Here is a 23,384-nt window from a genome sequence, read left to right as displayed (position 1 = left end):
CGGGATTGACTAAAGCCGAGCTGCTTTCCTGTTGGCGACACCAGCCCACCCAGCGCAAGGTCTGGGCGCTGGCTGCGCCGATGATCCTTTCCAATATCAGTGTTCCCCTTGTCGGGCTGGTTGATACCGCCGTCATCGGCCGCATGGATGCCGCCTATCACCTTGGTGGTGTCGCGGTTGGCTCGACACTCATCACTTTTATCCTGTGGGGCGCTGGCTTCCTGCGCATGGGCACAACCGGCTTTGCTGCGCAGGCCTATGGGCGCAGCGATGGCGATGCCCTGCGTCTGGTGCTGCTGCAATCACTGTGGATGGCCTGCCTGATTGCGGTAGCAGTATGGTTGCTCCAGGAGCCGCTGTTCGCCGCCGGGGTCTATTTCCTCGAGAGCAGTCCGCAATTGCTGGAGCAAGCGCGGCTTTATGTGGGCATCCGCCTGGTGAGCCTGCCTGCGGCGCTGGCCAACTTCGTACTGGTCGGATGGTTTATCGGGGCGGGCAAGGGGCGCGCGCCACTGCTCCTGCTGCTTACTGTGAACATAACCAACGTGCTGCTGGATGTCTGGCTGGTGATAGGACTGGAGTGGGGCGTGGCCGGGGCCGCGTGGGCCACCGTCTTGGGCGATTACTGCGGGCTGCTGGTGGGTCTAGTTTTACTCGCTCCGGTGTTTGAGGAACTGCCCGGTCGGCTGCGCTGGCGAGCAGCCATGCATATGCGCGGTGCTGCGCCCATGTTGCGAACCAGCCGCGACATCCTCATCCGTACCCTTGCCCTGCAGGCGGTATTCTATCTGCTGATGTTGCAGGGGGCTCGCCTGGGTGATGAAGTCGTCGCAGCCAATGCTGTGCTACTGAATTTCCTGTTATTGACTTCGCACGGGCTGGACGGTCTGGCGCACGCCGTTGAAGCGCTGGGCGGGCAGGCGCTGGGTAAGCGCGACCGTATGGCATTGAAACGGGTTCTGATAGTCAGCCTCGGCTGGTCGCTGCTGGTAGGGCTTGGCTTCGTGCTGGCGTTCAGCCTGTTCGGTGAACTGATCATCTCGATGCTTACGACGATTGATTCGGTGCGCGATACAGCCAGCAACTATTTGCCATGGATGGCATGCATGCCATTGGTTGCAGTGTGGAGTTACGTGCTCGATGGGTTGTTCATTGGTGCTACCCGCGCAAAGGCGATGCGCAACGCCATGCTCCTGTCCACGATACTGGTGTATCTGCCGGCCGCCTGGTTGCTGCAGGGTGCGGGCAACCATGGGATCTGGCTGGGCTTTCATCTGTTCATGCTGGCACGTGGGGTAATTCTCGGTTGCTGGTTCTGGCATCTCTGGCGAACCAACCGCTGGATGTCACCTGCTGCAGGATGATCACGCAGTCGCAGGCCGCAGCCACCAATGCAGATAGCGACCGAGCTGGCTGTACGCCGGATGCCGGCTGTAGAGCAGCTCCTGTTCAATGACGTCCCGCTCGCTGCTCTGTGTTTTGAAGGGTTCGTGCATGTAATCGTGAAACACCCGGATGCCGGTCTGGTGAATGCGCTCAAGTCCGGCAGCAGCTGCCCAGTCCAGTGCTTCACGCGGATCCAGCGGTTGTTGAGGCGTCAGGCTGCGCCCGCCTTCTCCGGCCAGTTGATTGCGCCTGAGTTTGCGGAACTGGCCTTTGATCAGATTCTTGTAGATGAGCGCGTCGCGGTTGTATAGCGCCAGGGAAATAGCCCCTTTCGGGTTCACCATTTGCCGCAGGCAAGCCATAGCCGCAGCCGGGTCCGCCAACCATTCCAGCACGGCATGGCAGATCACCAGATCATAGGTCTGTCCACGCTCGGGCAAATCCTGCAGTGCTGCCTGAAGGTATTCGACCGGGTAGGCTGAGGGCAATGCGTCCAGCCGCTCGCGGGCGCCTTCCAGCATCTCCGCGGAGGGCTCGCACAGCGTTACTCGGTGCCCCCGGACCGCCAACCATTCGCTGATATGGCCCAGCCCGGCGCCCACATCCAGAACCCTGAATGACTGATCGGCTTCTCCGAGCTCAGCCATCCACTCTTCCAGATCGCGGGTCAGTACGGCGAGGCGGATCGCACCTTTGGGGCCTGCATATATTTTTCGGGCGAAATGCGCACCCATCTGATCAAAGTAGCGATCGGTCATGCCAGTCCCTGTGTCTGTGCGAAAGTAAAGGTCACGACGCGTAAATTACCATTTTGCTGCGCAAAGATGATCGAACCGCACGTCGCATCCCCGCTATAAAAGCCGGACATAAAAAAAGCCAGCTTGTGGCCGGCTTTTCAACTTGGCGAAACGCTTATTTTTGATAAGCGTCTACTGCCTTAACAATTTCTGCGCGGGCTTCTTCAGCGCCGCCCCAGCGGTCAATCTTGACCCATTTACCTTTCTCGAGATCCTTGTAGTTCTCGAAGAAATGCTGGATCTGCTGGATCAGCAGTTCAGGAAGATCGGTGTAGTCCTGCACGTCGTGATACAGCACGCTGAGTTTGTCGTGCGGGACAGCGACAACTTTAGCGTCTCCGCCACCGTCGTCAGTCATGTGCAGGATACCAACCGGACGGCTGCGGATCACCGAACCCGGGGCGACAGGGTGCGGGGTCACGACCAATACGTCCAGCGGGTCGCCATCATCAGCCAGCGTGTTCGGGATATAGCCGTAGTTGGCTGGATAGAACATCGGGGTAGCCATGAAACGGTCAACGAACAGGACGCTGCTGTCCTTGTCGATCTCATATTTGATCGGCGCGTGATTGGCCGGAATCTCGATGGCGACGTAAATGTCGTTAGGTATGTCTTTGCCTGCGGGGATCTGGTCGTAGCTCATGTTTTACCTGATACGGGCATGGGGAAGAGTGCTGAACGGCCCTGGCTGGACGTCTGGCCAGGCGATGTTCAGTAGCACCTGCAAAATGTTGGCCGGGATTATAGAGGCATTAGGTCCGGAGACCAAGCGCCGGGCTATAAAACCATGGTCTAACTACTCTTTAGTAGCAGTAGAGGCCGTGATGCGCGATAGCCGACCTCTACCTTTACCGCAATCTCGATCAGACCGAGAAAGATTCCAGCTTGCGCTCGACCGAAGCGTTGTTCAGTCGCACGTAGCTCGGCAGGCCATTCTCGAAGGGCGGGAAGTCCTCACCCTGGATCAGCGGCGAGAGGTATTCGCGGCAGGCATCAGTGATATGGAAGCCATCTTCGGTAATGAAGTCGCGCGGCATGAACTTCTCGACGTTCGCCACATCTTTCAGCGGTGCTTCGATGATATCCCACTGGTAAGGGCTGTCCTGCAGACGGCGAATCGCCGGCATGATCGCATTCTTGCCTTCCAGGGCGATACGGACGGCGGCCTGACCGAGGGCATAGGCCTGATCGACATCCACCTTGGAGGCGATGTGACGCGCAGCTCGCTGAAGGTAGTCAGCCACGGCCCAGTGGTACTTGTAGCCCAGCTCCTGCTGGACCAGCTTGGCGATCGTGGGTGCGACACCGCCGAGCTGGGCGTGGCCGAAGGCGTCGGTCAGGCCGGATTCGGAAAGGAACTTGCCATCGCTGTTCTTGATGCCTTCGGACACACCGATTACACAGTAGCCGTGGGTTTTGACACACTCGTCTACGCGCGCCAGGAAGGCTGCCTGGTCAAATTCGATTTCAGGGAACAGCAGGATGTGCGGAGGCTGACCCTGACCTTCGCTGGCCAGGCCGCAGGCGGCAGTAATCCAGCCGGCGTGGCGGCCCATTACTTCAAGAATGAATACTTTTGTGGACGTGGCTGACATCGACTCGACGTCAAAGCCGGCTTCACGGATCGAGGTGGCAACATACTTGGCTACGGAGCCAAAGCCCGGGCAGCAATCAGTGATCGGCAGATCGTTATCGACTGTCTTGGGAACGTGGATGGCCTGGATCGGGTAGCCCATGGTTTCGGCCAGCTGCGATACCTTGAGGCAGGTATCAGCGGAATCCCCGCCGCCGTTATAGAAGAAGTAACCGATATCGTGCGCCTTGAATACTTCAATCAGTCGCTCGTACTCAGCGCGGTTGGCTTCGACGCTCTTGAGCTTGTAACGGCATGAGCCGAAGGCACCGGAAGGGGTGTGACGCAGTGCTGCGATGTTTTCTGCCGATTCCTGACTGGTATCGATCAGGTCTTCGGTCAGGGCGCCAATGATGCCGTTGCGGCCGGCGTACACCTTGCCAATCTTGTCCGGATGTTGGCGAGCTGTTTCGATTACCCCCGCTGCCGACGCGTTGATGACGGCGGTAACGCCGCCAGATTGGGCATAAAAGGCATTCTTGACTGTCATGCTGACTCCATGTTTTGAAAGCTGATGGCCTGGTGCAGATAGGCTCTCCCTGCAACGCCCGAGGAGCGCCGCGTTCAGCGGAGGTACGGCCTACGGCAAAATGGCGGCGATAATAGCGCAAAGCCGCACGCTTTGCATGGACCTCCGGCGGGCTGTAAGGTTGCATGGGCGTGCGTGATAGTATTCGCAGCGACGCGATTCAACCTCAAAGCAACCTGATTCTGGATAGACGATGCACCTGCATATTCTTGGTATTTGCGGCACTTTCATGGGGTCGCTGGCCCTGCTTGCGCGGGAACTCGGGCATCAGGTGAGCGGCAGCGATGCCAACGTCTATCCGCCGATGAGTACTCAGCTCGAGGCGCAGGGGATCCAGCTCATGGAGGGATATCTGCCTGAGCACCTGGAGCCTGCGCCTGATCTGGTGATCATCGGCAACGCCCTGTCGCGCGGTAATCCGGCAGTCGAGCATGTTCTGGACAAGGGCCTGCCTTATGTCTCCGGTCCGGAATGGCTTGCACGATATGTGTTGCAGGACCGCTGGGTCATGGCGGTTGCCGGCACGCATGGCAAGACAACCACCTCCAGCCTGCTTGCCTGGTTACTGGAAGATGCCGGTATGGCGCCGGGCTTTCTGATAGGGGGTGTGCCGCAGAATTTCGGTCTGTCCGCTCGCCTCGGCGACACGCCTTTCTTCGTCGTTGAGGCAGATGAATACGACAGCGCTTTCTTCGACAAACGATCCAAGTTCGTGCATTACCGGCCCCGCACAGCAATCCTGAATAATCTTGAATTCGATCACGCGGATATCTTTCCGGATCTGGCTGCAATTGAAAGACAATTCTACCATCTGGTGCGTACGGTCCCTGCAAGCGGACAGATTATTTACCCGCACGGCGAGCAGGCGCTGCAACGCGTCATCCAGATGGGCTGCTGGACCCCGACGCAAACCACCGGGGAGGGCGGTAACTGGCAAGCCAGGCTCCTCGTCGCCGATGGGTCGCAATTCGAAGTGTGGCTGGATGGCCAGGTGCAGGGCGTCGCGAATTGGTCGCAAACGGGCGATCACAGCGTAGCCAACGCCTTGACTGCCATGGCTGCAGCGCGGCACGTAGGCGTTACGCCGCAACAGTCAATTACATCCCTCGCGGGGTTCCGTAGTGCCAAACGGCGCATGGAAAAACTGGTCGAGGTGAATGACATCATCCTGTACGACGATTTTGCCCATCATCCCACCGCTATCGCGACGACCATTGCCGGCCTGCGCGCTCAAATGGGTGATGCTCAGCTGATTGCGGTAATCGAGCCGCGTTCCAACACCATGCGTCTCGGCAGTCACATGGCGTCATTGCCTGCGAGCGTGGCGCAGGCCAGTGAGGTGATCTGGTATCAGCCGGAAGGGCTCGACTGGTCACTGGAGTCGGTGGTTCAGCAAAGCCCGGTGCCGGCTCAGGTGGAAACCAGTATCGAGCGCATCATCGACAAGGTTGTTGCCGGCGCCAGACCCGGTGCACGCGTGGTGGTCATGAGTAATGGCGGCTTTGGTGGCATTCATCAGCGATTGGCGAAAGCTTTGGTGGCGCGACATGGCTGAGATGCGCGTGACGCTCGCGGTAACCGGCGCCTCCGGTGCGCAATACGCGCTGCGGTTGCTGGAGTGCCTGGTCCGGGCTGAGGTAGAGGTATCCTTTCTGATTTCCCAGGCCGCCCAGCTGGTGGTCGCCACTGAAACCGAGCTGAACCTGCCGCCCAAGCCCCAGGCGCTCGAGACCTTCCTGACCGAACGGTACGCTGCGCGGCCGGGGCAGATCCGCGTATATGGCAAGCAGGACTGGATGGCTCCGGTGGCTTCCGGCTCTGGCGCGCCGGCGTCCATGGTGGTGTGCCCATGTTCCACCGGCACGCTCTCGGCGATTGCCACGGGGGCCAGCAATAACCTGATAGAACGTGCTGCCGATGTAGCACTGAAGGAGCGGCGCAAGCTGATTCTGGTTCCGCGCGAATCGCCCTATTCGACGGTGCATCTGGAAAATATGCTCAAGCTGAGCCACATGGGTGCGGTGATCTTGCCGGCCAGTCCGGGCTTTTATCACAGGCCAGAGTCGGTCAGCGATATGGTGGATTTCGTCGTGGCGCGGATTCTTAACCAGCTGGGTATCGATCAGGACTTGCTGCCCGCCTGGGGCGAGTGAACGGCGGGCGAATTGCCGGACCGTTGCGGCCCGGCGCACTGCTTATACGAAATACAGACTCAAGCCTTCAGCGATAAAGGCTGGCTTGTCGACGCCTTCGATTTCCAATGTCGAGCGGGCTTTCACCAGCCACTGACCAGGCTTTTTCTCGGTGACGTCCAGGACTTCGCTGTGCAGCCGCACCCGCGAGCCAACCCGTACCGGCTGGATAAACCGCAGGCTATCGAGGCCATAGTTGACTGCCATCTTCAGCCCTTCAGGGCGCAGCGATATCTGGGATGACAGAACGGGCAGCAATGAAAGTGACAGGAAGCCGTGCGCGATGGTCCCGCCGAAGGGCGTCTGTTTGGCTTTTTCTTCGTCAATATGGATGAACTGATGATCGCCGGTACATTCGGCGAACTGGTTCACGCGCTCCTGATCGATCTGCAGCCAGTCGGAATGGCCCAGATTCTTGCCAATGTAGGATTTCAGTTCGGAAACGGGTACGGCGGTCATAACTATTCTCCATGGTCATTGTTCTGGGATCCTCTGCCTGATCGGGACTACCCGTTCTTCAGAGGCTCCTTGGTCTCCCTGCGGAGTCGTTCTGCATGGTTGCAACTGTCCGTGGCCCGGTCAATTGAGCTGTCCGGTAAATAGGTTTGCTGAATGACCTGACCGCCGCGCTTCGCTATTCTGGCTGACAGAATGCTCAATCGAGAGGCTGGAATGTCGAATCAATTTGCCCTGTTTCCCTTGAAGACGGTGTTGTTGCCCTCCTGTGTGATGGATCTGCAGATTTTCGAAGCACGCTATCTCGACATGGTCAGTCGCTGCTTCAAACAGGATCAGGGCTTCGTCGTGGTCGGCCTGGAATCGGGGCCGGAGACCGGGTCAGGTAATCTCAAATTCAACTCACTGGGCTGCGAGGCGCGCATAATCGACTGGCAGCAAGGGGATAACGGCCTGTTAGGGATCAGGGTACAAGGCCAGCGACGTGCGCGAATTCTGGACGTTGAGGTCGCCAGCGACGGTCTGGTTGTGGGCGGGGTCGATTGGCTGGAAGAGGCGCCAGACACGTGTCCGACAGACGAGCATGCCGATATGCTTGCCCTGCGCGACAGCCTTCTTCAACACCCGATGGCCGCCGGCCTGGGGCTTCCTCCTGTCGCGGACAGTCAGCAGGCGCTCGCCTATCAGCTGGCCTATCTCCTGCCGTTCAGTATTGATCAGAAGGCAGCGTTGCTGGGAATCGACTCACCTGCTGCGCGCCTGGAGCAAATAACAGAATGGCTGCAGGCTTTGCAGTCCTGATCAGCTGCTCACCGTCGATATCCAGCACCCGTCACGAACCGCCAGCGCAGGGACTGTCTAAAACACTTTGTCCCTGAGCGAGGCCCGATATGAGAACGCGAAAGCCTGTTACTGATCACGCCACCGAACACGGCGGCAAGGGAGGAGTGTCGTCTTTTGCGCTGGTTGCCGCTGCACTTGGCGCATCGGCTGCGGCTGCGCGGTATTGTACATCCCGCGCTGAGAAGGAATACCCGCCGGCCGGGCAGTTCGTCGAAGTCGATGGAGTGCGGTTGCACTATGTCGAGCGCGGTTCCGGTGAGCCACTGGTATTGCTGCATGGCGCTGCCAGCATGACCGACGATTTTCTGATCAGCCCCTTCCTGGAGATGGCTGCCGAGCGGTACCGGGTGATCGTCTTCGATAGGCCCGGTTACGGATACAGCGAACGGCCACGTTCGACCGTATGGGGGCCGGTCACCCAGGCTGCGCTATTTCAGGAGGCGTTCCGTAAGCTGGATATCGACCAGCCGCTCGTGCTCGGCCACTCATGGGGCGCGATGGTCGCGTTGGCGCTGGGTCTCGACTTTCCCTGGTCGATTAAAGGCGTGGTATTGATGAGTGGCTATTTTTATCCGACATCCCGGCCGGAACTCGCGCTGACCAGCGTTACCGGCTTGCCTCTGTTCGGCGATATCTTGCGTTATACGCTCTCGCCCTGGCTGGTGCGCGCGGCCTGGCATCTGGGATTGAGGAATATTTTTGCGCCAGGGCCGGTGCCTGAGCATTTCAAGAACCAGTTCCCGGTCTGGTTAAGTCTGCGTCCCCTTGCGTTGCGCACGGCGAATGAGGAGTTCGCCTTGCTCAATCCCGCCAGTGACAGCCTGCATAACCGCTACTCTGAGCTCGAAAAACCCTGCGTCATTATTTCCGGCGATGGAGATCGGGTGCTCAGCCCATTGGATCATTCGGCGCGCTTGCACGCTGAGGTGCGTGGTTCGGATTACTGGGTATTTCCCGGGGTGGGGCATATGCCGCACCACGTCGAGCCGCAACAGGTTCTGGCAGCAATCAATCTGGCGAGAGAAAAGGCGGCCGATCGCAAATGACGTGCGCTGTCGTCAGCTGTTTATCGCGAAGAGCGGACTGATCAGCAGCAACACAAAAGCGGCCAGCGGGCAGAGGGGTAGCAGGTACGCGAGCGGCGCCGTCGGCGCGCCCATTATCGCGCCCCGGTCGACCAGCCACAGGCTGAGAAGCGTGGCAGCCGCGGCCAGTAGTAGGGCGTTGATGGCGACCAAAGGCGGGGTGGCAAGGCTGATCAACGCCGACCCGATCAGCAGAAAGCAGAGGGGGGTCAGATAGAGCAGCCAGGCCGTGCGGCGCCAGAAGCCCTGCTCACGGTTGCAAATCACCGTGATGATCATGCCCAGTGCCAGCGAATTCGACAGAATCATTCCCTCATAGGTCAGCCCTGGCAGCCAGGCGAAGGTGATGCAGAGTAAGACGCTCAAGAAACAGTAGGCCAGTTGTTGCCATTGGCGTAACAGAAGCAGCGTGATCATGAGCAGCGTGCCAAGCAGCGCGGGGTATACCGGCGAAATCAATGCGCGGGTATGGGTTAGAAAGGGTGCGACCAGATCATTGTAGGCTGCCAGCCAGGTGGTTGCGGTAAACTCCGCGATACCGAACCAGGGACGCGCGAAATACAGCAGCGGGACGCTGAACAGCGTTAGCGCGCCAGCAGCGAAGGGTGACCAGCGCTCCTGAAGGCGCAGAAGCGTTAGCACTACGAGTCCCAGTCCTGCGAGCGCCGCGAGCAATCCCAGGGTCTGGGGCCAGAAATATTCGGGCACCGGCCAGCGCAGGGCGCGTCCGGCAAAGAACCCTGGCAAAACATATGCCGGGGCCCAGGCCAGGGCAGACAGGATATTGATCGATATGAACCGCCAAACCGGCATATCGAACATGCCCGCGACCATGGGGATGACTGGGCGTATCGGCCCGACGAAGCGGCCTATCAGAATGCTCAGCACGCCGTAGTGCCGGAAGAAGCGTTCGCCGCGGTCAATCCATTGTGGATGGCGGCGAAACAGGGATAACCGCCGGATATCCTGATGGAACACCCGGCCCAGAGCGAAGCTCAACAGGTCACCAACCACCGCGCCACTGAACGCCCAGGCGAGGGTGGCCCACATCCGCAGGTCTCCGCCTCCTGCCATGGCAGTGGCGGCGAACATCAGCACGACGCCGGGCACCAACAGCCCGGCAATGGCAAGTGACTCAACCAGTGCAATCAGGAAGATGGCGAAACCCAGCCACTGAGAGTGCGTGCTGAGCCAGGCCATCAAGGCTTCAATCAAGTCTGCAGACTCCGGCGCTGCCAATGTAATGGTAGTGCTCGCCCTCCAGGCGCGTGCGTCCCAGCGGGTTGCGGGTGCAGACCCGTGCGTAGGCGGCATCAACGAAACGGTACATCAGGTGCTCATCCCGACCCGTCGGTATGCCCAGGCGGGTGGTCTGGATGATTTCTTCAGGACGATAGCCGTCATCGTCGATGAAGAACCTTGATGTGTCGAACTGCTGCGCCGTCCACTCAGGCACCTTCAGTCCGAGCGCCTTGCACAGCAATGTCTGGCCGGAGCAGAGTTTTTCGATCGGGCGCTGACTGCCGTTCTGCGCCGGGTTGAGCTTGTGCATGAGTGCCAGGCTATCGGGGCCACTGACCTCATCGGTAACGGGAAAGGCTGACTTGATCAGTACGGCATTGCCGGGGCCTGCGGCGCTGATGTTCAGCGAGTCGCCGCCGCGGGCGTAGTACATGTAGATGGTGCCGCCGTCCATGAACAGGGCGCGGCGAGTATGGGTGTAGCCGAGTGAGGCGTGGCTGCCCTTGTCTTCGAGTTTGTAGGCTTCGGTCTCGATGATGCGCGCCGAAAGCCACAGCCCGTCAACCTTATGGCGGATAACTTTGCCCAATAGCTCGACAGCGACTTGACGAGATTCGCGATGGAAGAAACTGTTCGCCAGAGGGCGGGCAGAGGGCCAGGGAAGCTGAGTAACTGACATATCCGAGATCATAGCAGGTTCGCCCTGTCCAGCACCCTGGCGGGCCGCTATAATGCGGCTTTTGTTCCGGCAGGCATTTCAGGATGGGCATGAATACAGAGCAGGTAACCGAATACATGGCAGGGCTGGGTCGTCAGGCCCGCCAGGCTTCGCGTGTTATCGCCCGCGCCAGCACGGCTGTCAAGAACCAGGCGTTGCTGGCAACGGCTGATGCAATCATCGAGGCCAGCGCCGAGCTGATTGAGGCCAACGCGCTCGATCTGCAGGCCGGGCGTGAGAGCGGGCTGGACGAGGCGATGCTCGACCGGCTGGCATTGACGCCGGAGCGCCTTGAAGCGATGGTCGAGGGCCTGCGCCAGGTGGCCGCGCTGTCTGATCCTATCGGTTCTATTCGCGACATGAAATTCCTGCCCTCGGGTATTCAGGTCGGGCGCATGCGTGTACCGCTTGGCGTCATCGGCATCATCTATGAGTCGCGTCCGAACGTGACGGTCGAAGCGGCCAGTCTGTGTCTGAAATCCGGCAATGCCTGCATCCTGCGGGGTGGCTCTGAATCGATCCATTCCAACCAGGCAATTGCGCGCTGCCTGCGCCGCGGGCTGGACCAGGCAGGGTTGCCGCAGGAAGTTGTTCAAGTGGTGGAAACAATTGACCGCGCTGCAGTGGGCGCCCTGATCACCATGCCTGAGTTTGTGGACGTGATCGTTCCCCGTGGCGGTAAAGGTCTGATCGAGCGGATCAGTCGCGACGCGCGCGTACCGGTGATCAAGCATCTCGACGGCATCTGCCATGTGTATGTGGATGACAAAGCCGATCTGGACAAGGCCGAAGCCATCGCCCTCAATGCCAAAACCCACCGTTATGGTGTGTGCAATGCAATGGAAACCCTACTGGTGCACAAGGCCATAGCAGAGGCGTTTCTGCCCCGGATAGCGCAGGGCTACGCCGAGAAGCAAGTTGAGCTGCGCGGATGCCCCGCCACCTGCGGGATTGTGGCCGGCGCAGCGCCCGCCAGTGAAGAGGACTGGAATACCGAGTATCTGGCGCCTGTTCTGTCAATCCGGGTAGTAGAGGATATGGACGCCGCGATCGAACACATCAATACCTATAGCTCCCAGCACACCGACGCCATGGTTTCGGAGGATTACACCCGCGCCCGGCGCTTCCTTGCTGAAGTGGATTCCAGTTCGGTGATGATCAACGCCTCGACGCGTTTCGCCGACGGTTTCGAGTACGGCCTGGGTGCCGAGATCGGCATCTCTACCGACAAGATTCACGCCCGCGGGCCGGTGGGTCTGGAAGGCTTGACCAGCGAGAAGTACGTGGTGTTCGGCGACGGGCACATTCGCCAGTGAGTTTCGGATGACTCGCCTTACGCGCCGCATTGGCCTGTTCGGAGGCACTTTTGATCCGATTCACAACGGTCATCTGCGCAGCGCGCTTGAGGTGCACGAATGGTTGGGGCTGGACGAGCTGAGGCTTATTCCCAGTGCCCGCCCACCGCATCGTGACGTACCCGGTGCCACTGCGGAGCAGCGCCTGGATATGGTAAGACTGGCGGTGCAGCACGCGGACGGGCTGGTTGTCGATGATCGGGAGCTGCGCCGTGAACGCCCCTCCTATACAGTTGAAACCCTTGAATCGCTTCGGGTTGAACTGGGTGATGACGTAGCCTTGTTCATGGTCGTGGGCTGGGATGCGTTCTGTGGCCTGCCGAGCTGGTATCGCTGGGCTGAGCTGCTCGATCTGGCCAGTCTGGTAGTTTTGCAGCGACCCGACTATGATCTCGATGCGCCGGAGGTGCTCAAGGACCTGATGGCCGCGCGCAGCGTTAACGACCCTTCCGAGGCGACCGCACGTCATGGGCAGATAATCGGCTTGACTCAGACGCCTCTGGCAATTTCCGCTTCCCATATCCGAAGTTTGATTGCAGAAAGCCGCTCACCGCGCTTCCTGTTACCGGGCTCCGTGCTTGGCTATATTGAAACCAATGGGCTATACCAGCCCACTTAATGAGGATTTACCCCCGCATGCAGATTGATGACCTGGTCCAGGTAGTAGAAAGTGCATTGGATGAGCTCAAGGCCAAGGATGTGGTACGCATCGACGTGCGTGAGCTGACCAGTGTGACTGATTTCATGATCATCGCCAGCGGCACCTCCAACCGGCACGTCAGTTCGTTGAGCGACAACGTTGTGGAGAAGGCGAAGGAAGCCGGATGTCGTCCCCTGGGCGTGGAAGGCAAGGACTCCGGTGAATGGGTCCTGGTCGATCTGGGCGACATCGTCGTTCACGTCATGCAGCCGGCGACTCGCCAGTTCTATGATCTGGAACGTCTGTGGCAGAGCGCCGAATCGCGCCGCGAACAGCAGCAGTCTGCTTCCGACGCAGAGTAATCCGGATTGCGTATACGCTTGATCAGCGTGGCGTCCCGTATGCCGCGCTGGGTGGAAGAGGGGTATCAGGAGTACGCCAAGCGCATGCCTGCCGACCTGCCTCTGGATCTGGTTGAGATTCCCCTTTCCACCAGGGGAAAGAATGCCGACGTCGCCCGGTTGATGCGTCGTGAGGGCGAGCAGATGCTGGCCGCGACGCAGCCGGGTGACCGTATCGTTACGCTTGAAGTAGCCGGCAGGAATTGGTCCACCGAACAGCTCGCGGAGCAACTTGAACGTTGGCGTCTCGAGGCCCGCAACGTCAATCTGATGGTGGGCGGGCCGGAAGGCCTGGCCGAAGAGGTTGCAGCGCGAAGCGATCAGCGCTGGTCACTTTCGGCGTTGACGCTTCCGCATCCACTGGTGCGTATACTGCTGGCCGAACAGATTTACCGCGCCTGGACCGTTCTGAACCGCCACCCCTACCATAAGTGATACATGGCCAAACCGATTCACCTCAAGGACCACAGCAAGGATGCGGGCATCGTCCGGCAGCGCCTGTTATTGGCTGCGGCGGTGGTTGTCCTGCTGTTGCTGGCGCTGGTTGCGCGGATGTATTACCTGCAGGTGATCCAGTTCGAGCATCATTCCACGCTGTCCGAGAACAACCGCGTCCATGTGCAACCGATTCCGCCGTCCCGTGGCAGGATATATGATCGCAATGGCGTGGTATTGGCGGAGAATCGGCCAAGTTTCAGTCTGAATATTACGCGCGAGCGTACCCCTGATGTGGCAGCGACCTTTGAGCTCCTCAAGATGTTGCTGGAGCTGGATGATGAAGAGATCGAACGTGCGCAGAGGCGGTTGATGCAGTCGCGCCGGCCCTTTGAGTCGGTGCCGGTGATGTTCGGACTTGATGACGAGCAGATCGCGCGCATCGGCGTTAACCGGTTCCGTTTACCTGGGGTGGAGGTGCAGGCCAGTTTTGTGCGGCATTACCCGCTGGGTGAGCATTTTGCCCATGCGGTGGGCTATGTTGGACGTATCAATGACAAGGAAATGCAGCAGATCGATCAAGTCGCTTATGCCGGCACGCATTATATCGGCAAGACTGGCATCGAACGTTTCTATGAAGAACTGCTCCACGGGAAGGTCGGTTACGAAGAGGTTGAGACCAATGCGCGGGGCCGGGTCCTGCGTGTACTTGACCGCACCGATCCCGTGCCTGGGCGCGATCTGACGCTGCACCTTGATAGCCGTCTGCAGGCGGTCGCCGAACAGGCAATGGGTAAACGTCGGGGGGCGGTCATTGCTATCGAGCCGGAGACCGGCGGGGTGCTGGCCTATGTCAGTCAGCCGGGCTTCGATCCGAACCTGTTCGTCACCGGTATAAGCTACGCCGACTATGGCGCTTTGCGGGACTCGCTTGACCAGCCACTGTTCAACCGTGTGCTGCGGGGGCTGTATCCACCGGGCTCGACGATCAAACAGCTGGTAGCCATCGCTGGACTGGATACGGGCATCGTAGGGCGTAATAACCGCGTGTTCGATCCAGGCTTCTTTCAATTGCCGAACCACAGTCACAAGTACCGTAACTGGAATCGTGGCGGCGATGGATGGGTGGATATGCGCCGTGCGATTGCCCGGTCCAACGACACCTACTTCTATGATCTGGCGCACAAGCTGGGCATCGATCGTATGCATGAGTACCTCAGTAAATTCGGCCTGGGTACACGCGTCTCGCTGGATATGTTCGAAGAGGCTGCAGGACTGATGCCGTCCCGTGAGTGGAAGCGGGCAACGCGCCGTCAGCCCTGGTACCCGGGCGAGACAGTAATCACCGGGATCGGCCAGGGGTATATGCTTACCACCCCCTTGCAGTTGGCGCATTCCACTGCACTGATTGCGAACAAGGGCGTGTGGCGTAGACCCCGGTTGATGATGCATGCCGAAGGGGTACTGCCTGACGAGTCGGATACGCCGGACGATATCGAGCTGAAAAATCCTGACGACTGGAACTTCATTACCGAAGCGCTGGAAGATGTTATGCATGCCCCCCATGGTACTTCGAGAGCGGCGGCCCTCGGTGCGCCCTACCGTATCGCCGGAAAGACTGGCACAGCGCAGGTTGTCGCCATCGCCCAGGGCGAGCGCTACGATTCAGCCAGCCTGGCTGAGCGTCACCGTGATCATGCCCTGTATGTCGGTTTTGCACCGGCCGATGCGCCACGTATTGCCGTGGCTGTCATGGTCGAGAACGGCGAGTCGGGCGGGCGCGTCGCAGCACCGGTGGCCCGCCAATTATTCGATGCCTGGTTGTTGTCCGAGGGTGAACAGATCAATGAAGACGGCGCTGACGAACTGACCGCCGAGGTGCAACCGTGAAATCCTGGGCCAGTACCCGAGCAGTCACGGGTGGAGAGAAAGGGTTGCAGCGTCGTGAGCCGCTATGGCTGCGGCTGCATATAGATCCCTGGCTTTTGTTGCTGGTGTTGACCCTTGCCGGGGTTGCCGGTTTCGTTCTGTATTCTGCCAGCGGTATGAATACCGCCATGCTTTACCGGCAGGGAGCTGCTTATGCGGTAGGGCTCGCGGTCATGATAGTCGTCGCCCAGTTTCAGCCGCGCTTCATGCAACGCTGGGTGCCGTTTGCCTATGTCGGTGCGGTCATCCTGTTGATCGCTGTGCTGCTGATTGGCGTGCAGGCGAAGGGCGCCCAACGGTGGCTGAGTATTCCGGGATTGATGCGTTTTCAGCCCTCGGAAATCATGAAGCTGATCATGCCGATGAGCGTCGCCTGGTATCTGGCCCGGCGAGAATTGCCACCGAACTTCAAATACGTCTGTTTGAGCCTGCTGATCATCGGGCTGCCTGTGCTGTTAATTCTCAAGCAGCCAGATCTGGGAACCTCGCTACTGATCGCCAGCTCAGGCTTCTTTGCGATACTGCTTGCCGGGCTGCGCTGGCGTTATATTCTCGGCGCTGCGGTATTGCTGGTGCCCGCCGGTGCAGGTATGTGGTTTTTTGGCATGCACGCCTATCAGAAGACTCGCGTGTTAACCTTTCTCAACCCCGAGAGCGATCCGCTGGGCGCAGGCTGGAATATCATCCAGTCAAAAGCCGCTATCGGTTCCGGCGGGGTGTTGGGCAAGGGCTGGTTGCAGGGTACCCAGTCACATCTGGATTTTCTTCCCGAAGGGCATACCGACTTCATTATCGCCGCGCTGGCCGAAGAGTTTGGCATGGTCGGTGTCTGCCTGCTGCTGGTAGTGTATTTGCTGATTGTGTTACGCGGGCTGTATATCGCTCAGCATGCCCATGACAATTTCTCCAAGCTGTTGGCCGGTAGTGTCACGTTGACATTTTTTGTATATGTTTTCGTCAATATCGGGATGGTGAGTGGCCTGTTGCCGGTGGTCGGCGTACCCTTGCCGCTGATAAGTTACGGCGGCACCTCGCTGGTAACATTGCTGGCAGGTTTTGGCATCCTGATGTCAATCCATACGCACCACAAGTGGATGGCACAGGGAAGATGATCAAGCTGTTCCGGGAATCAGGATTCTGCATGATAAATACTGTGAGCGGATGGCTGCGGCATAAGACTGCAGTTGTCGTGTTGGCCGGGTTCAGCCCTGTGTTGCTGGCCTCCGATTATGGAGAAGACCATGCAGCGGTTGCGCCCTTCGTTGCAGAAATGCAGGCGGAGCATGGCTTTCCTCCGAAATATGTGAAAAGCCTGCTGGCCCAGGCGGAACGTAAGCAAAGCATCATCGATGCGATTTCGCGTCCGGCTGAGCGGGTCCGGCCCTGGCACGAATATCGGAAGATATTCATCACTGACAAGCGTATTGCCGGCGGCGTCGAGTTCTGGGAGCGCAATGCCGAGGCGCTGGCGCGTGCCGAGCAGGAATACGGCGTGGAGCCGGAGGTGATTGTTGCCATCATCGGCGTAGAAACCTTCTACGGCGGTAACAAGGGCAGCCACCGCGTTATCGATGCGTTGACCACGCTGGGCTTCGACTATCCGCCGCGGGCTGAATTCTTTCGTCGGCAGCTGAAATCCTATCTTGTATTGGCGCGTGAGCAGCAGGTCGACCCGCTCAGTCTCACAGGTTCCTATGCTGGCGCGATGGGTTTCCCGCAATTCATCCCCAGCAGTTATCAGGCCTTTGCGGTGGATTTCGATGACGATGGGCAGGTTGATATCTGGAACAATCAGGTCGACGCCATTGGCAGCGTCGCGAACTACTTTGCTGAGCACAAGTGGAAGCACGGCGACACCGTGGCTGTTCAGGCTACTGTGTCAGGCGAGCAGTTCAGCAAAGGGCTGACTATTGCAGAAGGACTCGAGGCACGGCGCAGCGTGGCTGCATTGAAGGAACTCGGCTGGGATATCCAGCACGAGCTGGCAGACGAGGCTGAGGTGATGGCCTTCGAGTTTGATGTGGGTGAGTCCATGGAATACTGGATTGGACTCCACAACCTGCACGTCATCACCCGCTACAACCGGAGTGTGATGTATGCCATGGTAGTTCATCAATTAGCTGACCTGATACGCGAGGCTAGAGATCAATGACAATGCGAACCTCGAGCCGCATGCGAATCGTTGCGGCGTCGCTGCTGCTGGGAGTGCTCGCTGGCTGTTCGTCTGCGCCTCAACCGGGGCAGGGGAGCGGCATGGTAAGCAAGCCTGCGATAAGACCGATGCAGGACGGCGCGCCTACGCACATAGTTGACGTTTCGACCATCCCTGACGCCATCCCGGTACCGCATACCGGTCGGTACAAGGCGACCCCGTACAAGGTCCTGGGCAAGTACTACACCCCCATGCAGGACGGCAGCAGTTACCGCGAAACGGGGCCTGCTTCATGGTATGGCACCAAATTCCACGGCCAGCTGACCGCCAACGGTGAAGATTACGATCTCTACGGCATGACTGCTGCGCACAAGACCCTGCCGCTACCGACCTACGTCAGGGTGACCAACCTCGAGAACAAGCGCACCGTGATCGTGCGTGTGAACGACCGGGGTCCGTTCTACTCGGACCGGATCATCGATCTGTCTTATGCTGCCGCCAAGAAGCTGGGTTTTGCGGAAAAGGGCACAGCGCAGGTGCTGGTCGAAGGCATCGACCCGGTGGCTTGGCAACAGCAGAACAACCCGGGATACCTGGTCAAGAAGAACCCGCCGATAGAGAACCTCGCATCCGCACCGGGGCAGCAGATGTTTTTACAGGTTGGCGCTTTTTCGTCGAGTCAGGCGGCAGAGCAGTTGCGTGTGCGGTTACAGAATGCACTCAATACCACGGTGTTCGTGACGCCTGTTCAACAGCCAACCGGGACATTCCATAGGGTCCGTCTCGGTCCGGTAGCCAGTCATGACGAGGCGCAGAAGCTGATCGAAGCGCTTCGAGTGGCGAATCTGGGCAACGCCACCCTGGTTACATCCAACTGATCATCAGCCCAGTACATTTACTTACGTGAGTATCATGCTTAAAAAATTCCTCCAAACCGTGTTGATTACCGGCACTACGCTTGCCTCCTGTGTAGCTGTGGCGCAAACCCCGACCCCTACGCCCACCCCAGTGCCGGATCCGGCGGCCGCCTCAATGCCTATTGTGCCGACGGCCCCAACGCTGGCCGCCAGCAGCTACCTATTGGTAGACGCCACCAGCGGGGAAGTGCTGGTTGAGCACAACGCGGATGAGGCGCTGCCCCCAGCCAGTCTGACCAAGATGATGACCAGCTATATTGCGAGCCTTGAAATCCTGCGCGGACAGATCAAGGAAGAGGATATGGTGCTGGTCAGCGAAAAGGCCTGGCGCAAGGGCGGCTCCAAAATGTTTATTGAGGTCGGTAGCCAGGTTCGGGTAATCGACCTCCTGCGCGGCATCATTATCCAGTCGGGCAATGATGCGAGCATCGCCCTGGCCGAGCATATCGCCGGTAGCGAAGAAGCCTTTGCCGACCTGATGAACGCCCATGCCCAGCGCCTCGGCATGACGAACACCCATTTCGAGAACTCTACCGGCTGGCCGGCTGAGGGTCATGTGTCCAGCGCCCGTGACCTGGCTATCCTGGCCAAGGCGATCATTCGTGACGACCCGCAGCACTACAGCATCTACAAGGAAAAGGAGTTCCTGTGGCAAGGCATCAAGCAACCCAACCGTAACCTGATGCTTTGGCGCGACAGCACTGTGGATGGCCTTAAAACCGGGCACACCGATGAGGCCGGCTATTGCCTGGTGGCCTCGGCCAAGCGCGATGACATGCGCTTGATCTCGGTGGTAATGGGCACCAGCAGTGAAGCAGCACGCGCGGCCGAGACCCAGAAGCTTCTGACTTGGGGATTCCGTTTCTTCGAGACCCGGACCTTCTATGAGGCCGACGAAGTGCTGTCCCAGGCCCGCGTTTGGGCTGGCGAGCAGGATACGGTTGACGTGGGACTCAGCGACGGTCTGGTTCTGACTCTGCCGAAGGGTCAGCTCGAAAAACTTGAAGCCAGCATCGTCATGAACAGCCGTATCAAGGCGCCTATCGCGGCTGGCGACGTGCTCGGACAGGTCGAAGTACGTGATGGTGAAAAAGTGGTGCATGCCGCTCCGCTGGTTGCGCTCAGCGACGTAGAAGAAGCTGGGATCTTTGGTCGTCTGTGGGACAGCATTCGCCTGTTCTTTTACGGACTGTTTGACTGAACCGGAGGATTGGTATGAGCGATTCGACTAGCGATGCACCGCGTATCGAGTTCCCTTGTCGGTACCCTATAAAGGTAATTGGTGCGGCGGGGGAAGGCTTTGTCGAGCTGGTCAGCGAGATCGTCGAGCGCCATGCGCCTGGCTTTGACCGCAACTCGATTGATGTACGTGACAGTAAAAATGGACGCTTCGTTTCCATCCGGATGGTGATAACAGCAACCGGGGCGGATCAGCTTGAGGCCCTGAATGCTGAGCTGAAAGCCTCCGGGCGGGTTCAAATGGTTCTCTGATGCCGCAGTTGATCATCCGCGAACTTGGCTTGGTGGACTATCAGCCAACCCTGGAGGCCATGCGCGTTTTCACTGCCGAGCGCGATAGCGATACGCCGGACGAAATCTGGCTGTTGCAGCACCCGTCCGTGTTTACCCAGGGACAGGCTGGCAAGGCCGAGCACGTATTGGCGGCGGGGGGCATTCCGGTAGTCAGTGTCGAGCGTGGTGGGCAGGTTACCTATCACGGACCTGGCCAACTGGTCGCTTACCTGCTGATTGATATCCGACGCCTCGGGATTGGCGTTCGAGAGCTGGTCACCGCTATGGAGCAGAGTCTGGTGGATTTGCTGGCCGAATACGGCGTTTGTGCTGCGCCGCGCGCGGATGCACCGGGGGTATACGTAGACGACGCCAAAATTGCCTCATTGGGCCTGCGCATCCGCCGTGGTTGCTCCTTTCACGGTCTGGCACTGAACGTGGATATGGATCTGGAACCCTTCAGTCGCATCAACCCTTGTGGGTATGCCGGGCTGGCGATGACCCAGATGCGTGGGCTTGTCAGTCCCCCGCCCGATATGACTGAAGTCGGCACGCGACTCGCCACCCATCTCAAGAAGCAGCTTGGATACGCCTGAATGCCGGCTGTGAAGGCGGGCGAATCGGCATGGAGTCGGCGGAGCTATACCGCCATCCCCTCGGGATGCTCAGCTGAGCGAGCGGATGGGGATCAGATCTGACTGCGGCGTCTGGCCTGGTACCGAAGCCGGCTCGGCGAGACCCAGATTATTCTTCTCAAACACGCGGTCGGCGCGATAGCTGGAGCGTACCAGCGGCCCAGAAGGGACCTCCATGAAGCCCTTGGCAAGACCAATTTCCCGATAGCGGTTGAATTCCTCGGGAGTCACCCAGCGTTTGACCGCCAGGTGGTTTTTGGTCGGACGCAAATACTGTCCCAGGGTGACGATGTCGACCCCAATCGCACGCAGATCATCAAAGGTGGCGAGGATTTCCTCATCGGTCTCACCCAACCCCAGCATCAGACTGGTCTTGGTGATCACATCCGGGCGGTGCTGCTTGGCATGGGCCAATACATCCAGCGTTTTGCGGTAACCGGCGCGGGGGTCACGCACTTCATGGGTCAGGCGTTCGACTGTTTCGACATTCTGCGCAAACACTTCAAGCCCTGAATCAACCACCGCTTCGATAGCGCTGTGCACACCATTGAAATCCGGGGTGAGGGCTTCGACCACCACCTGCGGCGTGCGTAGTTTGATCGCTCGTACGGCAGCGGCGTAATGATTGGCCCCGCCGTCGGGTAAATCGTCGCGGTCGACCGACGTCAGCACAATGTAGCGCAGGCCCATGAGCTCAACAGATTTGGCGGTATTTTCCGGCTCGTCCTGGTCCAGCCAACCGTTGGGGTTGCCGGTATCGACGGCACAAAAGCGGCATGCGCGGGTGCAGACGGAGCCCATCAACATAATGGTGGCGGTGCCATTGGTCCAGCATTCGCCCATGTTGGGGCAATGCGATTCCTGGCAAACGGTGCTCAGCTTGTGTGAGGTGACATTGGCCTTTACGGCTTCAAAACGGTCACCCGCCGGGATGCGTGCCCGCAGCCATTTGGGCTTCGGTTCGAAAATTACCGGTTCGGCTTCTCCGGCACGTCGCTTCTGACCATCCTTGATGGCGCGTATGCCTTGCGAATTGCGAAACTTCTCGCCACTGGCGACATGCTTGGAGACTTCGTCACTCATGGATGGTTCTCGCTCCTGTTGAATGAAGCCGACTAGATAGAGTTGGTGGCCGGTCTGGCCATCACAATGTGGCCGAGTTTAACACAAGGGCGCTACCGAACGACCCTGCACAAGAGCGATGCAGGGTGCTTACGGACCAGTTGCGTCAAGGTAATCAATGCTCACGAAGACGTTCCAGCAGGGCGTGGGTGGCATAGCCATCTGCGGGCATGCCCAGGCTGTTCTGCAACCGTCGGATCGCCTGGCGGGTATTGGCACCGATAATTCCGTCGGCGCTACCCGGATCGAAACCGCCCGCATCCAGGCGTTCCTGGAGTTCGATGCGTTCAGAACGAGAGAGTGGGCGGTCGTCCCGTGGCCAGCTGGCCTGGATATCATCACGGTTCTGCAACCGGTCAGACATCAGGCCAATAGCCAGTGCGTAACTGGTGGAATTGTTGTAGCGCAGTATGCTGCGGAAATTGCCAGTGACCAGGAAGGCCGGGCCGCGATAGCCCGCGGGTAACAGCAATGACGCCTCCTTGTCGCGCAGGCGCGAAGGTATGGCTGGGTCGGTGCCGGCTTCCACTCCCAGCGATAGCCACTCGGATACGGGTTTGCGGATGGCCATATCAGCCAGCGCGAAATCAAAATCACGTGGCAACTTCACTTCGGTTCCCCAGGGTAGGCCCTGTTGCCAGTTCGAGTGAGACAGGTAATTGGCGGCCGATCCCAACGCATCGCCTGGCGACTGCCAGATATCGCGACGGCCATCGCCGTCAAGGTCCACGGCATAACTGTTGAAGGTACTGGGAATGAACTGGGTCTGGCCCATTGCGCCGGCCCAGGATCCAAGCAGTCGCGACGGCGGCACGTCTCCCTGTTGTAGGATTTTTAGCGCTTCGATGAGCTGGGTATGTGCAAACGTCGGACGGCGACCCTCATGCGCCAGAGTAGCCAGCGAACGGATTACCGACTTGTCGCCGATGTTGTTGCCGAAGTTGCTTTCCAGGCCCCAGATGGCCACAAGCACATGACGGCTCACGCCGTAGCGCTGTTCGATCGTATCCAGCGTGTCTGCATATTGCGATAACGCCCGACGGCCCTGCGCCAATCGCTGTGGCGATACAGCCCCGTCCAGGTACTGCCAGACCGGGCGAGTGAACTCCGGCTGGCTCTGGTCGGCCCGAACGATCGCGGAATCCGGCTCGATATCCTTGAAGGCATTATCGAAAACCGCCGGGCGAATACCGGCAGCGAGCGCCTCTTCACGGAACCGCGCCCGCCATTCGGCAAAACTGGGCTGTTGCTGTTCCTGCCGGACAGAGACTTCAGTAGATGAAGCGGGTGTACTCGAAGCTTCTATCGATGAATTTGCGCACGCGGCCAGCAATACGAGACTGGCGCCAGCGACGGTCAGTCTGCGTCCGCTGGCACGGTAGCGCATTAGCTTGTTGAGCATTGA

General features: G+C 59.2%; 24 protein-coding genes. 16 read left to right on the top strand and 8 right to left on the bottom strand.

The features are described from left to right. Positions 1-5 precede the first annotated feature (5 nt). On the top strand, positions 6-1,364 hold the full coding sequence (locus HG264_RS08545) for an MATE family efflux transporter (protein WP_256663824.1): 1,359 nt from the start codon (positions 6-8) through the stop codon (positions 1,362-1,364). On the opposite strand, the gene HG264_RS08540 is transcribed toward HG264_RS08545, so the two are convergent. From HG264_RS08540 to HG264_RS08530, 3 genes are all read right to left on the bottom strand, one after another. Then, a complete protein-coding gene (locus HG264_RS08540; protein WP_169407265.1) occupies positions 1,365-2,144 on the bottom strand; it encodes a methyltransferase domain-containing protein in 780 nt (259 codons plus the stop codon). Between the two features lie 154 nt (positions 2,145-2,298). Next, positions 2,299-2,826 carry an inorganic diphosphatase gene (ppa, locus tag HG264_RS08535; protein WP_169407264.1) on the bottom strand — a complete coding sequence of 176 codons (528 nt, stop codon included), beginning with the start codon at positions 2,824-2,826 and terminating at the stop codon, positions 2,299-2,301. Between the two features lie 220 nt (positions 2,827-3,046). Next, positions 3,047-4,306, bottom strand: coding sequence for a 6-phosphofructokinase (locus HG264_RS08530; RefSeq protein ID WP_169407263.1), 1,260 nt, complete (start codon positions 4,304-4,306; stop codon positions 3,047-3,049). Between the two features lie 232 nt (positions 4,307-4,538). Here HG264_RS08530 and mpl point away from each other — a divergent pair, with 232 nt between their 5' ends. After that, positions 4,539-5,900, top strand: a complete 1,362-nt coding sequence (gene mpl / locus HG264_RS08525) for a UDP-N-acetylmuramate:L-alanyl-gamma-D-glutamyl-meso-diaminopimelate ligase (protein ID WP_169407262.1) — start codon at positions 4,539-4,541, stop codon at positions 5,898-5,900. After that, complete coding sequence (locus HG264_RS08520) at positions 5,893-6,498, top strand: flavin prenyltransferase UbiX (RefSeq protein ID WP_169407261.1); 606 nt, start codon at positions 5,893-5,895, stop codon at positions 6,496-6,498. The genes mpl and HG264_RS08520 overlap by 8 nt, the downstream gene beginning before the upstream one ends. Positions 6,499-6,540: 42 nt before the next feature. Here the strand turns inward: HG264_RS08520 and HG264_RS08515 are convergent, their stop codons facing one another. Then, positions 6,541-6,996 (bottom strand): MaoC family dehydratase, encoded by a 456-nt coding sequence (locus HG264_RS08515; RefSeq protein WP_169407260.1) that lies wholly within the window; start codon positions 6,994-6,996, stop codon positions 6,541-6,543. A 213-nt stretch (positions 6,997-7,209) separates the two neighbouring features. Between HG264_RS08515 and HG264_RS08510 the strand changes: the two genes are divergently transcribed. Both HG264_RS08510 and HG264_RS08505 read left to right on the top strand, forming a co-directional pair. Continuing rightward, on the top strand, positions 7,210-7,794 hold the full coding sequence (locus HG264_RS08510) for an LON peptidase substrate-binding domain-containing protein (RefSeq protein WP_169407259.1): 585 nt from the start codon (positions 7,210-7,212) through the stop codon (positions 7,792-7,794). An 89-nt stretch (positions 7,795-7,883) separates the two neighbouring features. Further along, positions 7,884-8,882: an alpha/beta fold hydrolase gene (locus HG264_RS08505; protein ID WP_169407258.1), complete on the top strand. Its 999-nt coding sequence runs from the start codon at positions 7,884-7,886 to the stop codon at positions 8,880-8,882. Between the two features lie 12 nt (positions 8,883-8,894). Here HG264_RS08505 and HG264_RS08500 read toward each other — a convergent pair whose 3' ends face one another. Further along, a complete protein-coding gene (locus HG264_RS08500) occupies positions 8,895-10,136 on the bottom strand; it encodes a DedA family protein (protein WP_169407257.1) in 1,242 nt (413 codons plus the stop codon). Next, positions 10,129-10,851 carry a DNA-3-methyladenine glycosylase gene (locus tag HG264_RS08495; protein ID WP_372240233.1) on the bottom strand — a complete coding sequence of 241 codons (723 nt, stop codon included), beginning with the start codon at positions 10,849-10,851 and terminating at the stop codon, positions 10,129-10,131. The genes HG264_RS08500 and HG264_RS08495 overlap by 8 nt, the downstream gene beginning before the upstream one ends. A gap of 80 nt (positions 10,852-10,931) precedes the next feature. Here HG264_RS08495 and HG264_RS08490 point away from each other — a divergent pair, with 80 nt between their 5' ends. From HG264_RS08490 to lipB, 11 genes are all read left to right on the top strand, one after another. Beyond that, complete coding sequence (locus HG264_RS08490) at positions 10,932-12,197, top strand: glutamate-5-semialdehyde dehydrogenase (protein ID WP_256663823.1); 1,266 nt, start codon at positions 10,932-10,934, stop codon at positions 12,195-12,197. Positions 12,198-12,204: 7 nt separating this feature from the next. Beyond that, the gene (gene nadD / locus HG264_RS08485) at positions 12,205-12,855 is read left to right on the top strand and encodes a nicotinate-nucleotide adenylyltransferase (RefSeq protein ID WP_169407255.1); all 651 of its coding nucleotides are present in this window, start codon (positions 12,205-12,207) and stop codon (positions 12,853-12,855) included. A 17-nt stretch (positions 12,856-12,872) separates the two neighbouring features. Then, on the top strand, positions 12,873-13,238 hold the full coding sequence (gene rsfS / locus HG264_RS08480; protein WP_169407254.1) for a ribosome silencing factor: 366 nt from the start codon (positions 12,873-12,875) through the stop codon (positions 13,236-13,238). Between the two features lie 6 nt (positions 13,239-13,244). After that, positions 13,245-13,712: a 23S rRNA (pseudouridine(1915)-N(3))-methyltransferase RlmH gene (gene rlmH / locus HG264_RS08475; protein WP_169407253.1), complete on the top strand. Its 468-nt coding sequence runs from the start codon at positions 13,245-13,247 to the stop codon at positions 13,710-13,712. Positions 13,713-13,715: 3 nt separating this feature from the next. Beyond that, positions 13,716-15,602 carry a penicillin-binding protein 2 gene (gene mrdA / locus HG264_RS08470; protein WP_169407252.1) on the top strand — a complete coding sequence of 629 codons (1,887 nt, stop codon included), beginning with the start codon at positions 13,716-13,718 and terminating at the stop codon, positions 15,600-15,602. Next, positions 15,599-16,753 carry a rod shape-determining protein RodA gene (gene rodA / locus HG264_RS08465; protein ID WP_256663821.1) on the top strand — a complete coding sequence of 385 codons (1,155 nt, stop codon included), beginning with the start codon at positions 15,599-15,601 and terminating at the stop codon, positions 16,751-16,753. The genes mrdA and rodA overlap by 4 nt, the downstream gene beginning before the upstream one ends. 32 nt (positions 16,754-16,785) lie before the next feature. Further along, complete coding sequence (gene mltB / locus HG264_RS08460; RefSeq protein ID WP_372240232.1) at positions 16,786-17,793, top strand: lytic murein transglycosylase B; 1,008 nt, start codon at positions 16,786-16,788, stop codon at positions 17,791-17,793. Then, a complete protein-coding gene (locus HG264_RS08455; RefSeq protein ID WP_169407250.1) occupies positions 17,790-18,671 on the top strand; it encodes a septal ring lytic transglycosylase RlpA family protein in 882 nt (293 codons plus the stop codon). Before mltB ends, HG264_RS08455 begins: the two co-directional genes overlap by 4 nt. A gap of 64 nt (positions 18,672-18,735) precedes the next feature. Beyond that, positions 18,736-19,911, top strand: coding sequence for a D-alanyl-D-alanine carboxypeptidase family protein (locus tag HG264_RS08450; RefSeq protein WP_372240231.1), 1,176 nt, complete (start codon positions 18,736-18,738; stop codon positions 19,909-19,911). Between the two features lie 14 nt (positions 19,912-19,925). Next, positions 19,926-20,201 carry a YbeD family protein gene (locus tag HG264_RS08445; protein ID WP_169407248.1) on the top strand — a complete coding sequence of 92 codons (276 nt, stop codon included), beginning with the start codon at positions 19,926-19,928 and terminating at the stop codon, positions 20,199-20,201. After that, complete coding sequence (gene lipB / locus HG264_RS08440) at positions 20,201-20,818, top strand: lipoyl(octanoyl) transferase LipB (RefSeq protein WP_169407247.1); 618 nt, start codon at positions 20,201-20,203, stop codon at positions 20,816-20,818. Before HG264_RS08445 ends, lipB begins: the two co-directional genes overlap by 1 nt. Positions 20,819-20,887: 69 nt before the next feature. Here lipB and lipA read toward each other — a convergent pair whose 3' ends face one another. Further along, a complete protein-coding gene (gene lipA, locus HG264_RS08435) occupies positions 20,888-21,940 on the bottom strand; it encodes a lipoyl synthase (protein ID WP_169407246.1) in 1,053 nt (350 codons plus the stop codon). Positions 21,941-22,094: 154 nt separating this feature from the next. Continuing rightward, positions 22,095-23,381: a lytic murein transglycosylase gene (locus HG264_RS08430; RefSeq protein ID WP_169407245.1), complete on the bottom strand. Its 1,287-nt coding sequence runs from the start codon at positions 23,379-23,381 to the stop codon at positions 22,095-22,097. Positions 23,382-23,384: the final 3 nt, after the last annotated feature.

This window comes from Pseudomonas sp. gcc21, from assembly GCF_012844345.1.
Taxonomy (GTDB): Bacteria; Pseudomonadota; Gammaproteobacteria; order Pseudomonadales; family Pseudomonadaceae; genus Halopseudomonas.
Note: the sequence above shows the minus strand (reverse complement) of the source record. Positions and strands in the feature narration are given on the sequence as shown.